This is a genomic window from Nonomuraea sp. NPDC003201, from assembly GCF_053590415.1.
In genome coordinates, this window is the sequence record NZ_JBSFTC010000048.1 from 24,452 (window position 1) to 43,246 (window position 18,795).

Below are 18,795 nucleotides of genomic sequence, written 5' to 3' on the forward strand. Positions count from 1 at the left end.
ATTGAACCCGAGCGAGGGCTTGTTCGGGAGGGCCCACTTTTTCCCATGCCGCGGGGCCCGGTCACCCGGGCTCCGCGGCACATGGCTCGCGTCAGTCGATGACGTTCGCGCACACCACGTGCGCGCCGATCTCGATCATCCGTTGCTCGCTGCGCGCGTCCGCCACCCTCGCCATGAGGATCGGCGCCCCGGAGGCCGCGAACTGCGGCAGCCGGGCGCGTACCAGGCGGTGCAGGTCGCGTACGACGTCCTCGGCGGCCGACATGTGCACCTTCACGTGCAGCATGATCCCCGGAGCCCCGGACGCCGTGCGCGCCTCGGAGATCCAGACGTGGTGCACCAGCGGGAAGTCCATGAGCAGCAGCCCGATGGCCTGCCGCAGCGCGGGCAGGATCGGATGCGCGCACCGCCGGTAGCCGGGGTCCACCTGCTGCATGGGCCCCGACAGGTGCGGCCGGGGCGCGGGCACCCACGGCAGCGTCGGCGCCTGCGGAGTCGGAGGTGCCACCTGGGCCAGCGCGGCACCGCGTGAGACGGTCGCCATCGCCCCCGTCGCGTACGCGGCCGGCACCGCCCCCGAGAGGACGGGCGTCGGCCCCGAACGCGACGAGGACATGAAGCGCTGGAGGTCGTCGATGGGCACGGCCGCGGCGGCTGGTCCGGCCGCGTCGATCACGATCTCCCGCACGCCGGTGACGCGCTGGATGTCCAGGATGGTGTCGGCGTCGCACGCCGATAGGGAATGACTGCCGCGGTGCCTGGCATAGGTGACAGAGCCGGTGTAACCGAGCAACACCCGGTCTCCGGCCTGGGTCGTCCCGAGGACGACCGAGCGGTCTGACCGCACTGCCACCAGGACTCCACCGTCGGCGAGAGCGCTCAGCAGGCGATGCGGAGTGCCATGCTGAGCGAGCGCGTCGGCAAGCGCAGGATTCCCGATGCTCATAAGACGAACCCTAGGTACTCGGCCACGGCTTATCAGGCTAATGGCGAATAAATCTCCCGATCAAGACAAAGATGTAAGCGGAGTGGATGAGTTTCTTCCCCCGGGGGTAGAGCGGAGCTGTCTCACATCGTGGGTGCCTCGTGAACGCGTTCACAAGCGCCGGATAGAATCTGTGGGACCGTCGGGGGATCCGTGGACGTGTCCCCCGAATGCCCGCCGTGCCGTTAAGGATCCACACCAGTGAACAAGCCCGTCGTTCTGGTCGCAGAGGAGCTGTCCGAGGCTGGCCTCGCCGTACTCGGCGCTGATTTCGAGGTCCGCCACACCGACGGCGCCGACCGTTCCCAGCTGCTGCCCGCCCTCGCCGGGGTGGACGCCCTGATCGTGCGCTCCGCCACGCAGGTCGACGCCGAGGCCATCGCCGCCGCGCCGAAGCTGCGCGTGGTCGCCCGTGCGGGCGTCGGCCTCGACAACGTCGACGTCGAAGCCGCCACCAAGGCCGGTGTCATGGTCGTCAACGCGCCGACCTCCAACATCACCAGCGCCGCCGAGCAGACCATCGCGCTCATCCTGGCCAGCGCGCGCAACACGGCCCAGGCCCACGCCGCGCTGAAGAACGGTGAGTGGAAGCGCTCCAAGTACACCGGTGTCGAGCTCGACGAGAAGGTCGTCGGCATCCTCGGTCTGGGCAAGATCGGCCAGCTTGTGGCCCAGCGGCTGCAGCCGTTCGGCGTCGAGCTGATCGCCTACGACCCCTACCTGCCGCCGGCCCGCGCCGCGCAGATGGGCGTCAAGCTCCTCAGCCTCGAAGAGGTGCTCAAGCAGGCCGACTTCATCACCGTCCACCTGCCCAAGTCCAAGGAGACCCTCGGTCTCATCGGCGACAGGGAGCTGCACCAGGTCAAGCCGTCGGTGCGCATCATCAACGTCGCCCGCGGCGGCATCGTGGACGAGGGCGCCCTCTACTCGGCGATCAAGGAGGGGCGCGTCGCGGGAGCGGGTCTCGACGTGTTCTCCAAGGAGCCGTGCACCGACAGCCCGCTGTTCGAGCTCGACCAGGTCGTCGCCACGCCGCACCTGGGCGCCTCCACGCACGAGGCTCAGGAGAAGGCCGGCACCCAGGTCGCGCGGAGCGTGAAGCTGGCGCTCGCGGGCGAGTTCGTGCCGGACGCGGTCAACGTCCAGGGCGGCGTGGTGGCCGAGGACGTCAAGCCGGGCCTGCCGCTGGCCGAGAAGCTCGGCCGCGTCTTCACCGCGCTGGCCGGCGAGGTGGCCACCAAGCTCGACGTCGAGGTGCGCGGCGAGATCGCCTCCGAGGACGTGCGGGTGATCGAGCTGGCGGCCCTCAAGGGCGTGTTCACCGACGTGATCGAGGAGCAGGTCACGTACGTCAACGCGCCGCTGCTGGCCAAGGACCGCGGTCTCAACGTGGAGCTGGTGACCAGCTCGGAGAGCCCCGACTGGCGCAACGTGGTGACCGTGCGCGGCGTGCTCGCCGACGGCCGCCAGGTCTCGGTGTCCGGCACGCTCTCCGGCCCGCGCCAGATCACGAAGATCGTCGAGGTCAACGGCTACGAGATGGAGATCGAGCCGACGGCCCACCTGGCGTTCTTCACCTACACCGACCGTCCCGGCATCGTCGGCGTGGTCGGCCGCCTCCTCGGCGAGCACAGCGTCAACATCGCCTCGATGCAGGTGGCCCGCTCCACCAAGGGCGGCAACGCGCTCATCGCGCTGACCGTCGACTCGGCGATCCCGGCCGACGTGATCGACCAGATCGGGAACGAGATCGGCGCCGAGAGCGGCCGCTCCGTGGACCTGGAGGGCTGAGCCTCCTTCCCGGCCTGAAGGCCGCCACCCGGTTCCGGGTGGCGGCCTTTGCTGTCTCAGCATGCAAGATACTAGGACATCCAATGAGATTGCTGGGGTACTGTTGCTGGTAATGCGCCAGGTGCTCGTACTTATTACCTGCCGCGGCGGGGCCTGTTAGGGCAGGTCGACGACTCGCCGCGGGGCGTCGTGGTGTGTCGGCCAATAAGTCCCATTCGTCCGCCGAACGGCTCGCGAAATGAGATGAGTCACATGTACGACATGTATGCCTGGAACCGTGCCGAGGAGCATGAGGACGAGGCCGCGCAGGCCCTGCAGACCGCCCTGGACCGCAGGGACAACGGCGGCGCCCCTCAGAACCCGAGCCGGTAGAACACCGCCGCCCGCTTCACCCCCGGCAGCAGCCCGGCGATCCGGGCCGCGACGCGGTGCGGCGTCGGCAGGCGGTCGAACCCCTCGATGTCGAACGCGCTCACCGCGCTCAGGCAACGCAACCTCGGATGGATCGCCAGCAGCTCGCCCGGCCCGTCGATGCCCCAGACCAGGTGGGCGTCCGCCTTGCGCACCGGCCTGTTGAGCTTCTGCGTCTTGAGCCCGAGCGGGCTCACCGCGTCGAAGACGAACTGGCCGCCGGGGAAGCGCTCGACGATCGCCCTGATGAGGGCCCGGCCCTCGCCGGGGTCGAGATAGTAGAGCAGGCCCTCGGCCACGACCAGCACAGGGGCATGGCCCGGGACCTGCTCCAGCCACTTCAGCTCGGTGACCGACGAGCCGATCAGGCGGTAGCCGGGCCGCTCGGGGAACAGGCGTCGCCGCAGCTCGATCACGTCGGGGTAGTCCACGTCGTACCAGCGGACGCTGGGCGGCGGGTCCAGCCGGTGGACGCGGGTGTCGAGGCCGCAGCCCAGGTGGAGCACGGTGGCCTCGGGATGGGTGGCCAGGAACCCGGCCGCCCACCGGTCGATGAACCGCGCTCTGATCGCGACCGAGACGGCCAGGCCGGCGTTCATCCCGGTCTCGGTGAAGTCGTGGTCGATGCGTTCGACCGCCTCGGCGGCCAGGTCGTCGCCGAGGATCGGATCCGGGGACCGCGCGTCCAGCGCCCGCCCGTACAGGGTGGCGAGCAGGGTGGCCTTCTCCCCGGTGAGATGCACCTGCTCCAGTGCCATACCCCTACGCTACCGCCGCGCGGGCCAGCGCCAGCGCGCCCAGCAGGGGCGCGTCGTCCGCGAAGCGGGCCGGGCGCACCTCCGGCGGGAACGGCACCACCCGGCCGACCTCGGCCGTCAGCCTCGGCAGGATCAGCTCCGCCGCGCCCATCATGCCGCCGCCGACCACCAGGCGCTCGGGATCGAGGACCACGCACAGGTTCGCCACGCTCATGGCCAGCGTCCGCAGCGCCTCGTCCACCAGCTCCCGCGCGTGACCCCCGCCGAGGAGTTCGGCCGCCGTGACGGGGCGGCCCAGGAGCGCGGTGCCGCGGGCGGCCAGCGCGCCGCCCGCGACGCGCTCCTCCAGGGGCACCCGGCCGTCGGCGAAGGCGGGCTCGCCCGGCGTCACCTGGAGGTAGCCGATCTCGCCTGCCGCGCCGTGGGCGCCCGGCACCACCCGGCCGTCCACCACCAGGGCCGCCGCCAGGCCGGTGCCCAGGTTCAGGTAGACGCCCGTGGAGACCCCGCGCAGGGCGCCCCAGCGCAGCTCCGCGGCGGCCGCCGCGTTCACGTCGTTGTCGATGGACACCGGAGTGGCGCCGTACGCCTCCTGGAGCAGCCTCGGCAGTTCGAGGCCCTCCCAGCCGGGGACGTTCGGGGCGAGCCGTACCACGCCATCGCGGATCACCCCGCACGTCGAGAAGCCCACGGCGGCGGGCGCGCCGTCCAGGGCCCGGGCCGCCGTGAGCGCCCGCGCGAGCGTGTCAGGCCCGGTGTCCAGGCGGACGTGGGCGGACAGCGTGGGGCCGTCGGCCGTGGACACCCCGATGGCCACCTTCGTCCCGCCCACGTCGATGCCCAGGACCCGGGTCACCGGGCGGCGCCCCTGCGGGCGAGCGAGTCGATGGCCACGGCCAGCGCCAGCACCGCGGCGGTCACCATGAACCGCACCGAGGAGTCCACGCTGAGCAGGTACATGCCGTTGGAGATGGCCTGGATGACCAGGACGCCGAGCAGCGCGTCGTAGGCCCGGCCGCGCCCGCCGAACAGCGAGGTGCCGCCGATGACCGCGGTGGCGATCGCCATGAGGAGGATGTCGCTGCCGCCCGAGCCCTGATTGACGGCCGACAGGCGGCTGGCGGCGAGGATGCCCCCGGCCGCCGCCAGGGTGGAGGCCAGCATGAACGCGAGGATCCTGATCCTGGTGACGTTGATGCCGGCGCGCCTGGCGGCCTCGGCGTTGCCGCCGACCGCGTACAGGTGCCGACCGAACGTGGTGTGCCTCAGCATGAGGTCGAGCAGCACCACCAGCGCCCCGAAGATGATCAGCAGGAGCGGCACGCCGCGGTCCGCCGACATGACGATCACGGCCGCGGCGAGCAGCACCGCCAGCCCGCCCGCCTTGGCCAGCGACCACCACAGCGGCGTCACCGGCAGCCCGGCCGCCAGCCGCAGCCTCCTGACCGCGAGCGACGCGCCCGCCGACACGGCCACCAGGGCCGCCGCGACCGTCCACGCGAGCCAGCCCGGCAGCCAGGTGTCGCTCAGCTTGGAGATGAACCCGGTGAACGGCAGGTTGATCGTCCCGCCCTGCCGCAGCAGGTAGAGCAGCAGGCCGAGCCAGCCCATCAGCCCGGCCAGCGTCACGACGAACGACGGCATCCGCAGCTTGGTCAGCATCAGGCCGTGCAGGAACCCGATCGCCGCGCCGGCGGCGAGCGCCAGGAGGATGGCGAGCAGCGGGTTCCAGCCCTGCTTGACGTGGACGATCGTCATGATCGTGGCGCACAGGCCGCTGACCGAGCCCGCCGACAGGTCGATCTCGCCGAGCAGCAGCACCATGATGATGCCCAGCGCGATCGTGCCGGTGGCGGCCATCTGGAGCACGAGGTTGGTGAGGTTCTCGGGGGACAGGAAGCGGTCGTTCAGCGTGCTGAACACGATCGCGATCGCGATCAGCCCGCCGACCACCGGCCACGCGCCGACGTCCCCCTGGCGCAGCCGCTCGACGGCGACCTTCGGCGTGTACGGGCTGCGTACCAGCGTGTCGGTCATGTCCCTGCCCCCGTGATCGCGGCCACGATCTCCTCCTGGGAGGCGGTGGCCGTGGTGAACTCGCCGGCGTTGCGGCCCAGCCGCAGCACCACCACGCGGTCGCTCACCGCGCGTACGTCGGCGAGGTTGTGCGAGATGACCAGCACCGCGAGCCCGCGCTCGCGCAGCCGCCCGATCAGCGCCAGCACCTGCGCCGTCTGCTCGACCCCCAGGGCCGCCGTGGGCTCGTCGAGGATGACCAGCCGCGGCTCGCCGATGAGCGCCCTGGCGATGGCCACCGACTGCCGCTGGCCGCCCGACAGCATGGCGACCGGCACCCTGATGTCCCTGATGCGCACGTCGAGCTGGCCGAGGAGCTCGCGGGTCGCGCGTTCCATGGCGATGTGGCGCAGGAGCGAGCCGCGGCGGCGCTCGGTGCCCAGGAAGAGGTTGGCCACGACGTCGAGGTTCTCGCAGAGCGCGAGGTCCTGGTAGACGGTCGAGACGCCGAGGGCCTGCGCGTCGTGCGGGTTGGCGATCCTGACCGGCGAGCCGTCCACGGTGATCGTGCCGGCGTCCGGCGTCACGACCCCCGAGATGGCCTTGACCAGCGTGGACTTGCCCGCGCCGTTGTCGCCCATGAGGGCCACGACCTCGCCGGGGCGCAGGTCCAGGCGGGCCCCGTCGAGCGCCTGGACCGCCCCGTACCGTTTGGAGATGTCTGTCGCCGAGAGCATCTACTCGATGCCCTGCTTCTCGCAGGCGGCCTTGACCTCGCCCGTGCAGAGCTGGGCGGCGGTGTAGAAGCCGTCCTTGACGATCGTGTCCTTGACCTTGTCGGTCGTGACGGGGATGGGGTCGAGGAGGAACGCCGGGATGTCGGCCGTGCCGTTGTTGACCTTGGCGGGCGCGGTGGGCTGCTCGCCCTTGGCGACCGCGACGGCGAGCTCGGCGGACTTCTCCGCCTCCGCCCTGATGTCCAGATATATGGTCATGTACTGCTCGCCGGTGAGAATGCGCTGGACGGCGGCCAGCTCGGCGTCCTGGCCGGTGATCGGCGGGAGCTGCTTGTAGCCCGCGCGCTTCATGGCCGCGATCGCGCCGCCCGCCATGCCGTCGTTCGCGGACAGCACGCCGGTGATGGTGTCCTTGCCCAGCGCGGTGATGGCCTGCTCCATCTCCTGCTGCGCCTTGTCGGGGCTCCAGTCCGGCGTGTCGAACTCCCTGCCGACCTTCACCTTCCCGTCCAGCACGCTCTTGGCGCCCTTCTTGTAGTCGGCCGAGCTGGGGTCGGTGGGGGAGCCGTGGATCATCACGATCTGGCCCTTCGCCGCCGTGCCCCTGGCGGTCATGGCGTCGAGCAGGGCCTGGCCCTGCATCTCACCCACCCGTACGTTGTTGAACGAGACGTAGTACGCGTAGTCGATGCCCGAGATCAGCCGGTCGTAGGCGATGACCGGGACCTTCTTCTGCTTGGCCTGGTTCACCAGGGGAGCCACGGCGTTGGCGTCCACGGCGTCGAGCACGAGCACGTCGGCCTGCTGGGTGAGCGCGGCCTCGACCTGTTGCTGCTGCTTGGGGGCGTCCTGCTCGGCGTTGCTGTAGAGGATCTTGCAGTCGGGGCAGAGCGACTTGACCTTCGCCTCGAACAGCGGGCGGTCGAACGCCTCGTACCGGGTGGTCTTGGACTCGGGCAGGAACAGCGCGATCGTCTTGCCGCCCTGGCCCTGCGTGGTCGTGGTGGTGGCGCCGGTGCTGTTGCCGGTGTTTCCACAGGCGGCGGCCAGGAGGACCGCCGCGACAGGGATTGATCGCCATGCTCGGTGCATCGCACTTCGTCCTTCCGGATGTGCCGCCCCTGTGCTTGGTAAGAAAGGTAATTTACTATCAGGCGAGTTGGCTAGGGTTTGCTTCTTCAAGGGAGGGTGAGATGCGGGGCGACCTGGGTAATCCGCGGCTGCTGCGAGTGCTGAACGAGCGCCGCCTGCTCGACCATCTTCAGGAGCACGGCCCCGCCTCGCGCGCCGACCTCGCCAAGGTCACCGGCCTGTCGAAGCCCACGGTGTCCGCGGCCCTGGCCGGGCTGGAGGAGGACGGGCTCGTTCACCTCGTCGGCGAGGTCTCCGGCCGCCCGGGGCCGGTCACGTCCCTGTACGACGTCAACGCCGCCGCCACCCACGTCGCCGGCGTCGACATCGGGCGTGACTGGATCAGGGTCGCCGTCGCCGACCTGCGCGGGAAATTCGCCGGCCGGAGGGACGGGCGCAACACCGCCCTCACCTCCGCCGAACTGGCCGTCCTGGTCGGACAGCTGTGCCGGGCCGCCGCCCGCGAGGCCGTCGTCGACTGGCCCGCCATCGCCTGCGCCGTCGTCGGCACGCCCGGCGTGTACAACCCGGAGCTCGGCCGCCTGGAGTTCGCCCCCAACCTGCCCGGCTCCGACCTGGCCGAGCGCCTGCGCGCCGAGATGGAGGTCGACCTCGTCATCGAGAACGACATCAACCTGGCCGCCGTCGGCGAGCACACGCACGGGGCGGGGCGCGGCAAGTCCAACTTCGCGCTGGTGTCCGTCGGCACCGGCGTCGGGATGGGCATCGTGATCAACGGTGAGCTGTACGTGGGCGCCCGGGGAGCGGCGGGGGAGGTCTCGTACGTGCCCGCGACCGAGGACCCGGCGCCGCCGGCGGGCGACGCCCTGGCCCACGGCGCCACGGAGGCGGTCGCCGCCGCGCCCGGAGTGGTCCGCGCGGCCCGCGCCGCCGGCCTGAGCCTGGAGACGGCCAAGAAGGTCTTCGCCGCGGCGGCCTCCGGCGACGGCGTGGCCCGCTCGGTGGTGGAGGCCGAGGGGCGCCGCATCGGCGGCCTGCTGGTGGCGGTGGCCGCCGTGCTGGATCCGGAGGTGATCGTGCTCAGCGGCGGCGTGGGCCGCAACCTGGACCTCCTGGGGGAGGCCATCGAGGCCCGCATCGCCGAGCTCGGCCCGCTGCGGCCCTCGGTGGTGGCCAGCACGCTGGGGGACAGCGGCGTCCTGCTGGGCGCGGTGGCCCACGCCAGGACCCGTGCCTGGGACCTCATCTTCGACGCCCGCCTCCCCTGACCGTCGCGTGGGGAGGCGGACGCCGCGGCCTCCTACAGGGTGGCCGTGAGGGTGGTGGGTGTTTCGTCGCGCTGCTCCTGGAGCTTGGACCAGAGCCGTACGCCCTTGCGGTCGGGGCGGACGCCACCCACGAAGGAGTCCCTGCGCCAGGAGGTCAGGCGCTCTTCCTTGACCACGTCACCCGTGTGCGGCGAGTGGACCATGTAGCCGGGCCGGGAGATCATCCCGACATGCCCGAGGCCGTGGAAGAAGACCAGATCGCCGGGTTTGAGGTCCTGCCAGGCGATCTTCTTGGTGAACGCGCCGTACTGTTCGGCGGCGGTGCGGGGGAGTTCGATTCCGGCGTGCTCGTACGCCCTGAGCATGAGCCCGGAGCAGTCGTAGCCGCTCGGGCTGGCGCCGCCCCACACGTACGGGGTGCCGCGCTTGCTCATGGCGAACTTGATGGCGACCTTCCAGGCGGGCTTCGGAGCCTGTTTCTCCTGGATTTTTTTGATCTGGCCGCCGGTCAGGGTGGTGAGGTCGTCGATCTTGGACGAGGCATGGGCGGGGGAGGCCAGCATGAGCCCGGCGGCGCCCGCCGCCAGGACAATGGCGATTCGAGACAGGGGTCTGTCCTTCCATAAGGCCGGCCGGGTTAGCTGACGGGCTCGGGCCTGGAAGTAGCCCTACGGCATGGGGATGCCGACTCGCCCCAGGGGGAATGTGGGTCCCCGGCTCCACGCAACGGCGCGCGGATTAGGCTGGTCGGTGACTTTAACGAAACGGTCAAAGAACCGCAATACCGGACAAAGGGGGCGTCCGAAAGATGAGATGAAGTGTTCGTCAGCCGAGACGACGCGGTAAGGTACCGCCCATGGAGTCGCGTAACATCCGTCTGGCCGTCATCCCCGGCGATGGGATCGGCACCGAGGTCGTGGCCGAAGGGCTCAAGGTCCTGGAGGCAGTGGGCACGAAGATCGAGCCCACTCACTACGACCTGGGAGCCGCACGCTATCACCGTACCGGCGAGACGCTGCCCGACGCCGTGCTCGAAGAGCTGCGCGGCTACGACGCGATCCTGCTCGGCGCCGTGGGCGACCCCAGCGTGCCGCCGGGCATCCTCGAGCGCGATCTGCTGCTGCGGCTCCGCTTCGAGTTCGACCACTACGTCAACCTGCGCCCGGTCAAGCTGTTCCCCGGCGTGGAGACCCCGCTGGCCGACACGCCGCCGGAGAACATCGACATGATCGTCGTCCGCGAGGGCACCGAGGGCCTCTACGCGGGCACCGGTGGCGCCATGCGGCGCGGCACCCCGCACGAGATCGCCACCCAGGAGTCGCTCAACACCGCCTACGGTGTCGAGCGCGTGGTGCGCTACGCGTTCGAGAAGGCCGTCACGCGGCCGCGCAAGAAGCTGACGCTCGTCCACAAGACCAACGTCCTCACCTTCGCCGGTGACCTGTGGCAGCGCACGGTCAACCGCCTGGCGGCGGAATATCCCGACGTCACGACCGACTACTGCCACATCGACGCGGCCTCGATGTTCTTCGTGAGCCAGCCGGAGCGGTTCGACGTGGTCGTCACCGACAACCTGTTCGGCGACATCATCACCGACCTGGGCGCCGCCATCGCGGGCGGCATCGGCCTGGCCGCCAGCGGCAACATCAACCCCGAGCGGTCCGCGCCGAGCATGTTCGAGCCGGTGCACGGCAGCGCCCCGGACATCGCCGGTCAGGGCAAGGCCGACCCCACCGCGACCATCCTGTCCGTCGCCATGCTCCTCGACCACCTCGGCCTGCACACCGAGGCGGCCAAGGTCGAGCAGGCGGTCGCCGATGACATCCTCGAGCGGCTGGCCGGCTGGGCGGGTCGCACCACCCACGAGATCGGTGACGACATCACCGCGCGAGTATCCGGCTAGGACCGCCTAGCCCCAACGCGCCTGGTGGTCCGACGAGGGCCGCCAGGCGCTTTTTTGCGTCCAAAAGGGCTGATCGCCGCATTGGCCGCTTGCCATCCCATATAGCGAGACAATAGGAAGTACCGGGGCTGCCTTCCGGGCAGCGCCCGCTTACCAGCACCGATCCGCAGATTTCTGTAGATTTGGGCAGATTCGCAGAGAGAAGGACCGACGTCATGACCATCGCTCAGAAGCTCAGCTTCGACGTGCAGCTATCCGACCACGCTCGCACCGCGGCCGAGCGGGAGCAGGTACTGGCGAACCCCGGCTTCGGGCAGACCTTCACGGATCACATGGTCTCGATCGACTACACCGAGGGGCAGGGCTGGCACGACGCCAAGCTCCTTCCGTACGGCCCGCTCTCGCTCGACCCGGCGACCTCGGTCTTCCACTACGCGCAGGAGCTGTTCGAGGGGCTCAAGGCCTACCGCCAGGCCAACGGCTCGATCGTCGCGTTCCGCCCGTACGCGAACGCCGCCCGCTTCAACCGCTCCGCGCTCCGGATGGCCATGCCGGAGCTGCCGGAGGAGGCTTTCGTGGAGTCGCTCGAACTCCTCGTCCAGACCGACAAGGAATGGGTGCCCACGACCGAGGGTCACAGCCTCTACCTGCGCCCCTTCATGATCGCCACCCAGGCGGGGCTCGGCGTCAACTACCCGTCGAAGTCGTACAAGTACATGGTCATCGCCTCCCCGGCGGCCTCGTACTTCACGGGTGGGCTCAAGCCCGTCTCCGTCTGGCTGTCCACCGAGTACACGCGGGCCGCCCCCGGCGGCACGGGCTTCGCGAAGTGCGGCGGCAACTACGCGGCCGCGTTCGTCGCGCAGCGGCAGGCCGTGGAGAACGGCTGCGACCAGGTGGTGTGGCTGGACGCCCACGAGCACAAGTACGTCGAGGAGATGGGCGGGATGAACCTGTTCTTCGTCCTCGGCGGCAAGCTCGTCACCCCCGCGCTGACCGGCACCCTGCTGCCCGGCATCACCAGGGACTCCATCCTGGAGCTGGCCGGCGACCTGGGCCTGGAGACCGAGGAGCGCCTCATCTCGATCGACGAGTGGCAGGCCGGATGCGAGTCCGGCGAGCTCACCGAGGTGTTCGCGTGCGGCACGGCGGCCGTGGTCACGCCGGTGGGCACCGTGAAGGGCGCCGACCGCTCCTGGAGCGTCGCCGACGGCAACCCCGGCCCGGTGACGATGCGGGTGCGTGAGGAGCTGGTGGGCATCCAGTACGGCGCCCGCCCCGACGCCCACAACTGGATCCACAAGATCGTCTAGTGGGGACGGCCGGGTCCGCGAGGGCCCGGCCGCCGCGCCTAGTTCTTCCTGATCAGGGTCATCCCGTCCGCGACCGGCAGCAAGAGGACCGTCACCCGCGGATCCTCCATCACCAGGTCGTTGAACTGCCGGATGTCCACGGTGGTCTGCTCCTCGTGCGCCGGGTCCGCCACGTGGCCCCGGCGCAGCGTGTTGTCCGCCACGATCAGGCCGCCGGGCCGCAGGCGCTCCATGAGCAGCTCGTAGTAGCCGGGGTAGTTGCCCTTGTCGGCGTCGAGGAAGGCCAGGTCGACAGTCTGGTCGAAGGCGGCGAGCGTCTCCAGCGCGGGGCCGAGCGTGAGCGTCACGCGGTCCTCCACCCCGGCCTCGCGCCAGTAGCGGCGGGCGACGGAGGTCCACTCGTCGCTCACGTCGAAGCAGTGCAGCCGCCCGCCGGACAGGCCCCTGGCGATGCACACGGACGAGTAGCCGGTGAACGTCCCCACCTCGACGACGACCTGGGGCGCCACGAGCTGGGTGATCATGGTCAGGAAGGTGCCCTGGTCGGGCGAGATCTGCATGCCGGCGGCGTCCCCGGTGGCGCTGAGCGTCTCCTTCGCCAGCTCGTCCAGCAGGGCGTCGGGCGGGGTCGTGTGCGCGAGGACGTACTGTGCTACGGCGGGATCTAGGAGGTATGCCTTCATATATCCATTCTCCCGGCATCGGGTAGGGTCTGCGCGATCAATGAGGTGAGAGTGGGCTGATGATGAAGCGGTTGCTGGCGGTGGCGCTCGCGTGCGTGGCCATCGCCATACTCGGGGTGGTGTCGTTCTCGGAGCCGGGCCGGTCGTCCGACGGGGTGCGGCTGACCCGGCAGATGGACGGATCGATGGTCCTGGCCGACCGGGGCGGGGACGCCCCCGTGCTGGACGTGTACGAGGACTTCGACTGCCCGGTCTGCAAGGACATGCACGCCAAGGTAGACGGCACCATCAGGAAACTCGCCCTGGAGGGCAAGGTCAAGGTCGTCTTCCACCCGGTGACGATCTTCCAGGACGAGCCCATGCGCTCCAACTCCATCCGCGCCGCCGCTGCCGCCCGCTGCGTCCCCGAGGAGAACTGGCTCAGCTTCAGGGACGAGCTGTACGCCATGCAGCCCGCGCCGCACGGCGAGGCGTCCGGATTCGCCGTCGAGGACCTGGTCAAGGCAGCCAGGCAGGCGGGGGCGTCGGTGGACGAGTGCGTCAGGTCGCAGTCGTACGCGCAGGCCCATCTGGCGGAGACCGCGAAGGTGCGCCTCCAGGGCACGCCCACGGTGCTGCTCGACGGGAAGCTGCTGGGCAACGAGGCGTTCGACCCGGCCGCGCTCGAGCGCGTCATCACAGGTGGTGACGGCGTCACCGTGTAAAGGCTCGTCCCAGAAGCTGAGATCGATGTGCCAGATGCTGAATGCATATGGCAGACTGGGCGGCACCATGTTCTACGGTCTGCTCATTATCAGCAGGCGCGCTGGCTGACAAGGGACACCGCCAGCGCGCAGACCTCTCACGTCCGTGAGGGGTCTTTTTGCTTTCCAGAGGCTTCCAGAGAAGAGAGACTCATGGCCGACGACCGCTTCCACGTATACGACACGACGCTGCGTGACGGCGCCCAGCAGGAGGGGCTCAGCCTCACCGTCGCCGACAAGCTCGCCGTCGCGCGCCACTTGGACAGCCTGGGCGTCGGTTTCATCGAAGGGGGCTGGCCGGGCGCCAACCCCAAGGACACAGAGTTCTTCAGGCAGGCTCAAACAGAGCTGGACCTGAAGCACGCGCAGCTCGCCGCGTTCGGTGCGACCCGCCGAGCCGGTGTGAAGGCAGCCGACGACCCGTTGGTGGCCGCATTGCGCGAATCCGGCGCGCCGGTCGTGACCCTTGTCGCCAAGAGCCACGACCGGCACGTGGAGCTGGCCCTCCGCACGACTCTCCAGGAGAACCTCGCGATGATCCGCGACACGGTCTCTCACCTTCGTGCGGAGGGACAGCGAGTCTTCCTCGACGCCGAGCACTTCTTCGACGGTTACAAGTCCAACCCAGCCTACGCGCTCGAAGTCCTCAGGACCGCCGCCGAAGCCGGGGCCGACGTCATCGCCCTGTGCGACACGAACGGCGGCATGCTCCCCGACGAGCTGGCCGAGATCGTCCACGAGGCCGTCCTGACCAGCGCCCGCGTCGGCATCCACTGCCACGACGACACCGGCTGCGCCGTCGCCAACACCCTGGCCGCCGTCAAGGCCGGTGCCACGCACGTACAGGGCTGCGCGAACGGCTACGGCGAGCGCTCCGGCAACGCCAACCTCTTCACGGTCGTGGCGAACCTCCAGCTCAAGCGCGGCTTCGACCTCGTCCCCACGACCGCCCTCGCCGAAATGACCCGCATCGCCCACGCGATCACCGAGGTCACCAACGTCACCCCCAACTCCCACGCCCCGTACGTCGGCACCTCCGCCTTCGCCCACAAGGCCGGTCTGCACGCCAGCGCCATCAAGGTCGACCCCAACCTCTACCAGCACATCGACCCCGCCGCCGTCGGCAACGACATGCGCATGCTCGTCTCCGACATGGCCGGCCGCGCCTCGGTCGAGCTCAAGGGCCGCGAACTCGGCTACGACCTCACCCCGGAACACACCAAGACCCTGGTCGAACGCGTCAAGGACCTGGAGTCGCGCGGATTCACCTTCGAGGCCGCGGACGCGTCGTTCGAGCTGCTGCTGCGCGACACCGTGGAGGGGAAGCGCAAGCGCCACTTCGAGGTCGAGTCGTGGCGCGTGATCGTGGAGCGCACGAAGGGCGGCGAACTGGTCAGCGAGGCCACCGTCAAGCTCCACGCCAAGGGCGAGCGCATCGTCGCCACGGGCGAGGGCAACGGCCCCGTCAACGCCCTGGACAAGGCCGTGCGGCTGGGGCTGGAGCAGCTGTACCCCGAGCTGGCGAAGCTGGAACTGGTGGACTACAAGGTCCGCATACTCGAGGGCACCCACGGCACGGACGCCATCACCCGCGTCCTCATCACCTCCAGCGACGACACGTCCGAGTGGGCCACGGTCGGGGTGGCGGAGAACATCATCGACGCGTCGTGGCAGGCCCTGGAGCAGGCAGTCACCTACGGCCTCCTCCGCGCCGGCCACAAGACCGCCTGAGCGGGAAACCGCCCGGTCCTCCGCGATAGGGGCGCTGCGGGCAGCGCCTCCCGGGAGGGCTCCCGCCCCCTTCGATCCCCGAAACCCCCGCTCGCTGCGCCCGCCCGTCGCCCTGTTACGCGGTGGGCCTGCTGGAGCCCACCCAAGCCTGCTCGCTCGCCCGCACAGCGGGACGTGAGGGGCGACGATTGCTCAGAATGACTCCCAGCGCGGGACGGCTGCCGGCAGACGGAGCCGCCTGGACCGAAGGGCTTTCGCCTGATGTGGCCGAGCCGGGCGGGAAGGTCGTTCGTGGCCTCCCGCCCGATGCCCGGATCAGTCCCAGGTCATGTTGATCGTCCGTTCGAAGTTGACGTATCCGGCGCGTTGGAAGGCGCTCGCCATGGGAACGTTGCCGAGATCCGTGGCCGCCCGGATACGCGGGACGTCCTGCGCGCTGAGGATACGGGTGCCTTCGGCAAGGATGTCGTGGATGTAGCCGTTGCCTCGGTGTGCGGGCAGCACGGCGAGGTAACCGATGATGGGGTTGTAGTCGTTGCGGGCCGGGGTGACGAACCCCACCGGCTCGCCGTCCGGCAGCGTCGCGACCCGCCACCAGTCCCGCGGGCTCCGATAGTGCGCAAGCTCGTCCTCATAGTGTCTGACCGCCGCTTCGCGGGGAGACATCCGGGTCAGGTCGTCGCGGCTGTGCGCGTCCAGCGTGCCATCCAGGACCAAGGTCATCAGGGCGAGGATTTCTTCGGTGTCGCGGACCGGCCGGAACGCCAGGCGTCCACCGGGATCGGAGATCGGCGTCCCGGGGCGCCACTCCAGGCGCAGCCGTTCGACGAGCAGGCGAGCGCCGGTCCGTTCCAGGGCGGCCATGCGGTCCTCGACGACGCGCCTGCTCACTCCGGCCTCGCGCCAATCAGGCGGGACCATGCGGCTGTACCCGGGGGGACGGGTGCCTGCCGGGACGACTTCCGCCATGGCGGTCTGCAGCAGCCGTACGCCGATGTCTATGCGCTCGCGATCCGCGCCGCTGTCGTCGATGTCGAAAATGTCCAAGAGGAATGGTGTGTCGTCGCCGCTCCGGCCCCACCAGGCGGCTCTGGCCAGCAGCTGGTCGCCGCGGAGGGCCGCCCACATCCACTGCGGTCGGCGGCGACCGGCGGCGAGGTCGTCCGCCAGTTCCTCGTTGAGGACGTAGGGAAGTCGGGAGAAGAGGTCGAGTTCTTCGCGGCCGGTGATCGGGCGGATGGTCAGGTCGTTCTGGTTCACGGTCAAGGCACTCTCCGGTGAAGGCGCCTGTCCGCTCCGGGGTCAGACGTGGTCCGTGCCCCGGGAGGACACAAGCGCGGTGATCATGGGGATCATGGGCTTATCCCTCCTCTCGATGTCCTCGGTCCTGCTGACAGGAGTCCGGCAGCAAGGTCTATCTGATCGCCGCCCCTCGCGCAAACCTATTGTGATCAGCGCGCCCGGAGACGGATGTCGTTGAGGCGGCGCATCGCAGACGGAGCGTAGCCTCCGGGGAATCGGCGATGATCAGAGGATCCCGTTCGAGGTCTGTGTGGGATGGATGCAGCGCACGTGATTGGAGGCCATGGAGATCGGCGCGAGCGGGAGAACTGGCGACAGTGGAGAGCCGTTGATCATGAGGCCGCCAGGCGACGCAGGTAGGCGGTGGTCGTGGGGTCGGCGGGGAAGAGGGTTTCGATGGCGATCTCTTCGAGGGTGATGTCGAAGGCCGCGCCGAACGTCGTGATCGTGCTGAAGAAGCTCAATTCGACCCCGTCGTGCCGGAGCCGGATGGGCATGGCGATGTCGGCGGCCCCGGCGGTGGGCGGGTCGTCCTCGGTGCCGTAGGAGCGGAGTTCCTCGTACAGCGCGCTCAGCTCGGGGTCTCCCGTGCGGGCGGCCTGGCGGGCGAGCCGGGGCAGCAGGTACGCCCGTACCTGCCCCAGATTCTGCAGCCGGGGTGCGAACCCGCGCGGGTCCAGGCCCAGCCGCATCATGTTGACCGGCGATTTCAGGAGCTCCGGGTCGACGCCGTCCAGGAAGATCTCCATGGCCGGGTTGCTGAGCAGTACGTTCCAGCGGTGGTCCACGGCGACGGCGGGGAACGGCTCGTGGCCGCGCAGCACGCCCTGGATGGCCTCGTACGCCTGCGCCAGCTCCGGGTCCTCCAGCGGGCGCCGCTCGTAGGCGGGGGCGTACCCGGCGGCGACCAGGAGCCGGTTGCGTTCGCGCAGGGGGACGTCCAGGTGCTGGGCCAGGTGCAGGAGCATCCGGCGGCTGGGGACCGTACGGCCGGTCTCGACGAAGCTGATGTGCCGGCTGGACACGTCCGCCTGTACGGCCAGGTCGAGCTGGCTCAGCCGGCGCCGCCGGCGCCACTCCCGCAGCAGCTCGCCGACCGTGCGATCGCGATGCATGCTCCAGTTCTACCGGGCCGCCGTGGTGGGCCGGGCGGGACCTACCACTACCGGCGTAACGTCGTGACGTAGCACGGTCCGCTACGGTCGCAGCTCATGAGAATCCTCATCGTGGGCGGCAGCGGCTTTCTCGGCGCCGAACTCGTACGGCAGTCCGCGACGGCCGGTGACGTCGTGGCCGCGACCTGCCTGACGCGGCCGGGAACGGCGGCAGGGGCCGACTGGCTGCCGCTCGATGTCCGCGACCGTACGGCCGTGGCCGACCTGATCGGCGCGTTCAGCCCTGACGTCGTCATCAACGCGGCCTACCGCCAGTCGGACTGGGTGACGACGGCCATGGGCGCCGCTCACGTGGCCGTCGCGGCCTCCGGGAACGGCGCACGTTTGGTGCACGTGTCCAGCGACGCCGTCTTCTCGGGCAGGGCGATCACCTATGCCGAGGACTGCGTGCCCGACCCGGTCAGTCCGTACGGAGCGGCGAAGGCGGCCGCGGAGGTGGCCGTGCGGGCGATCGATCCTGCGGCGGTGGTCGTACGGACGTCTCTGATCATCGGTGACGGCGGCTCTCCACACGAGGACTTCGTGCACGCGCTGGCCTCAGGAGGCACGCATGGGGTGTTGTTCACCGACGACGTGCGCTGTCCGGTGCATGTCGGTGATCTGGCGGCGGCCCTCCTGGAGCTCGCGAACTCCGATCGCGCCGGGATCCACCATGTGGCCGGGGCGGACGCGGTGAGCCGATATGAGCTGGGCTGCCTTGTCGCCCGGCGCGACGGACTGGATCCGGCTCGGTTGCCGTCCGGCCGGCGGGCCGACACCGACCTGCCCGGGCCGCTCGATGTGCGGTTGGACTGCACCCTGACCCAGCGGCAGCTGCGGACCAGGCTGCGCGGTGCGAGGGAGTTCGTGACCGCCCGTTAGCGGTGGCCACCTCACATCTGGCCAGC

General features: G+C 70.0%; 17 protein-coding genes and 1 riboswitch. Of the genes, 7 read left to right on the top strand and 10 right to left on the bottom strand.

Annotated elements, in window-relative coordinates:
* Positions 1-91: 91 nt before the first annotated feature.
* Positions 92-853: a hypothetical protein gene (locus tag ACWDX9_RS19695; protein WP_350729645.1), complete on the bottom strand. Its 762-nt coding sequence runs from the start codon at positions 851-853 to the stop codon at positions 92-94.
* A 333-nt stretch (positions 854-1,186) separates the two neighbouring features.
* Here ACWDX9_RS19695 and serA point away from each other — a divergent pair, with 333 nt between their 5' ends.
* The gene (gene serA, locus ACWDX9_RS19700; protein ID WP_449955743.1) at positions 1,187-2,776 is read left to right on the top strand and encodes a phosphoglycerate dehydrogenase; all 1,590 of its coding nucleotides are present in this window, start codon (positions 1,187-1,189) and stop codon (positions 2,774-2,776) included.
* 353 nt (positions 2,777-3,129) lie between these two features.
* Here the strand turns inward: serA and ACWDX9_RS19705 are convergent, their stop codons facing one another.
* The 5 genes from ACWDX9_RS19705 to ACWDX9_RS19725 are packed head-to-tail and all read right to left on the bottom strand — an operon-like array spanning position 3,130 to position 7,790.
* Positions 3,130-3,945 carry a class I SAM-dependent methyltransferase gene (locus tag ACWDX9_RS19705; protein ID WP_449955746.1) on the bottom strand — a complete coding sequence of 272 codons (816 nt, stop codon included), beginning with the start codon at positions 3,943-3,945 and terminating at the stop codon, positions 3,130-3,132.
* A gap of 4 nt (positions 3,946-3,949) precedes the next feature.
* Complete coding sequence (locus ACWDX9_RS19710) at positions 3,950-4,801, bottom strand: ROK family protein (RefSeq protein ID WP_449955749.1); 852 nt, start codon at positions 4,799-4,801, stop codon at positions 3,950-3,952.
* Entirely contained in the window at positions 4,798-5,982 is a 1,185-nt protein-coding gene (locus ACWDX9_RS19715; RefSeq protein WP_449955752.1) for a sugar ABC transporter permease, read from the bottom strand. Before ACWDX9_RS19715 ends, ACWDX9_RS19710 begins: the two co-directional genes overlap by 4 nt.
* Positions 5,979-6,698, bottom strand: coding sequence for an ATP-binding cassette domain-containing protein (locus ACWDX9_RS19720; RefSeq protein WP_449955755.1), 720 nt, complete (start codon positions 6,696-6,698; stop codon positions 5,979-5,981). Before ACWDX9_RS19720 ends, ACWDX9_RS19715 begins: the two co-directional genes overlap by 4 nt.
* Positions 6,699-7,790, bottom strand: coding sequence for a sugar ABC transporter substrate-binding protein (locus ACWDX9_RS19725; protein ID WP_449955758.1), 1,092 nt, complete (start codon positions 7,788-7,790; stop codon positions 6,699-6,701). It abuts the gene before it with no gap.
* A gap of 101 nt (positions 7,791-7,891) precedes the next feature.
* Between ACWDX9_RS19725 and ACWDX9_RS19730 the strand changes: the two genes are divergently transcribed.
* Complete coding sequence (locus ACWDX9_RS19730; RefSeq protein ID WP_449955761.1) at positions 7,892-9,058, top strand: ROK family transcriptional regulator; 1,167 nt, start codon at positions 7,892-7,894, stop codon at positions 9,056-9,058.
* Between the two features lie 32 nt (positions 9,059-9,090).
* Here the strand turns inward: ACWDX9_RS19730 and ACWDX9_RS19735 are convergent, their stop codons facing one another.
* Entirely contained in the window at positions 9,091-9,621 is a 531-nt protein-coding gene (locus ACWDX9_RS19735; RefSeq protein ID WP_449955764.1) for a C40 family peptidase, read from the bottom strand.
* A 48-nt stretch (positions 9,622-9,669) separates the two neighbouring features.
* Positions 9,670-9,813, bottom strand: a riboswitch (cyclic di-AMP (ydaO/yuaA leader).
* 101 nt (positions 9,814-9,914) lie between these two features.
* On the opposite strand from ACWDX9_RS19735, the gene ACWDX9_RS19740 reads away from it, so the two are divergent.
* Both ACWDX9_RS19740 and ACWDX9_RS19745 read left to right on the top strand, forming a co-directional pair.
* Entirely contained in the window at positions 9,915-10,961 is a 1,047-nt protein-coding gene (locus ACWDX9_RS19740; protein ID WP_397373053.1) for a 3-isopropylmalate dehydrogenase, read from the top strand.
* 215 nt (positions 10,962-11,176) lie between these two features.
* The gene (locus ACWDX9_RS19745) at positions 11,177-12,274 is read left to right on the top strand and encodes a branched-chain amino acid aminotransferase (protein WP_364262491.1); all 1,098 of its coding nucleotides are present in this window, start codon (positions 11,177-11,179) and stop codon (positions 12,272-12,274) included.
* Between the two features lie 38 nt (positions 12,275-12,312).
* Here ACWDX9_RS19745 and ACWDX9_RS19750 read toward each other — a convergent pair whose 3' ends face one another.
* Complete coding sequence (locus ACWDX9_RS19750; protein ID WP_364262494.1) at positions 12,313-12,957, bottom strand: O-methyltransferase; 645 nt, start codon at positions 12,955-12,957, stop codon at positions 12,313-12,315.
* A gap of 59 nt (positions 12,958-13,016) precedes the next feature.
* Between ACWDX9_RS19750 and ACWDX9_RS19755 the strand changes: the two genes are divergently transcribed.
* Entirely contained in the window at positions 13,017-13,661 is a 645-nt protein-coding gene (locus tag ACWDX9_RS19755; protein ID WP_449955767.1) for a DsbA family protein, read from the top strand.
* A gap of 192 nt (positions 13,662-13,853) precedes the next feature.
* Positions 13,854-15,431: a citramalate synthase gene (cimA, locus tag ACWDX9_RS19760; RefSeq protein WP_449955770.1), complete on the top strand. Its 1,578-nt coding sequence runs from the start codon at positions 13,854-13,856 to the stop codon at positions 15,429-15,431.
* Between the two features lie 315 nt (positions 15,432-15,746).
* On the opposite strand, the gene ACWDX9_RS19765 is transcribed toward cimA, so the two are convergent.
* Both ACWDX9_RS19765 and ACWDX9_RS19770 read right to left on the bottom strand, forming a co-directional pair.
* Positions 15,747-16,697, bottom strand: coding sequence for a GNAT family N-acetyltransferase (locus ACWDX9_RS19765; protein ID WP_449955773.1), 951 nt, complete (start codon positions 16,695-16,697; stop codon positions 15,747-15,749).
* Positions 16,698-17,065: 368 nt separating this feature from the next.
* Positions 17,066-17,848: a helix-turn-helix domain-containing protein gene (locus tag ACWDX9_RS19770; RefSeq protein WP_449955776.1), complete on the bottom strand. Its 783-nt coding sequence runs from the start codon at positions 17,846-17,848 to the stop codon at positions 17,066-17,068.
* Between the two features lie 96 nt (positions 17,849-17,944).
* Here ACWDX9_RS19770 and ACWDX9_RS19775 point away from each other — a divergent pair, with 96 nt between their 5' ends.
* Positions 17,945-18,769: an SDR family oxidoreductase gene (locus ACWDX9_RS19775; RefSeq protein ID WP_449955779.1), complete on the top strand. Its 825-nt coding sequence runs from the start codon at positions 17,945-17,947 to the stop codon at positions 18,767-18,769.
* Positions 18,770-18,795 lie beyond the last annotated feature (26 nt).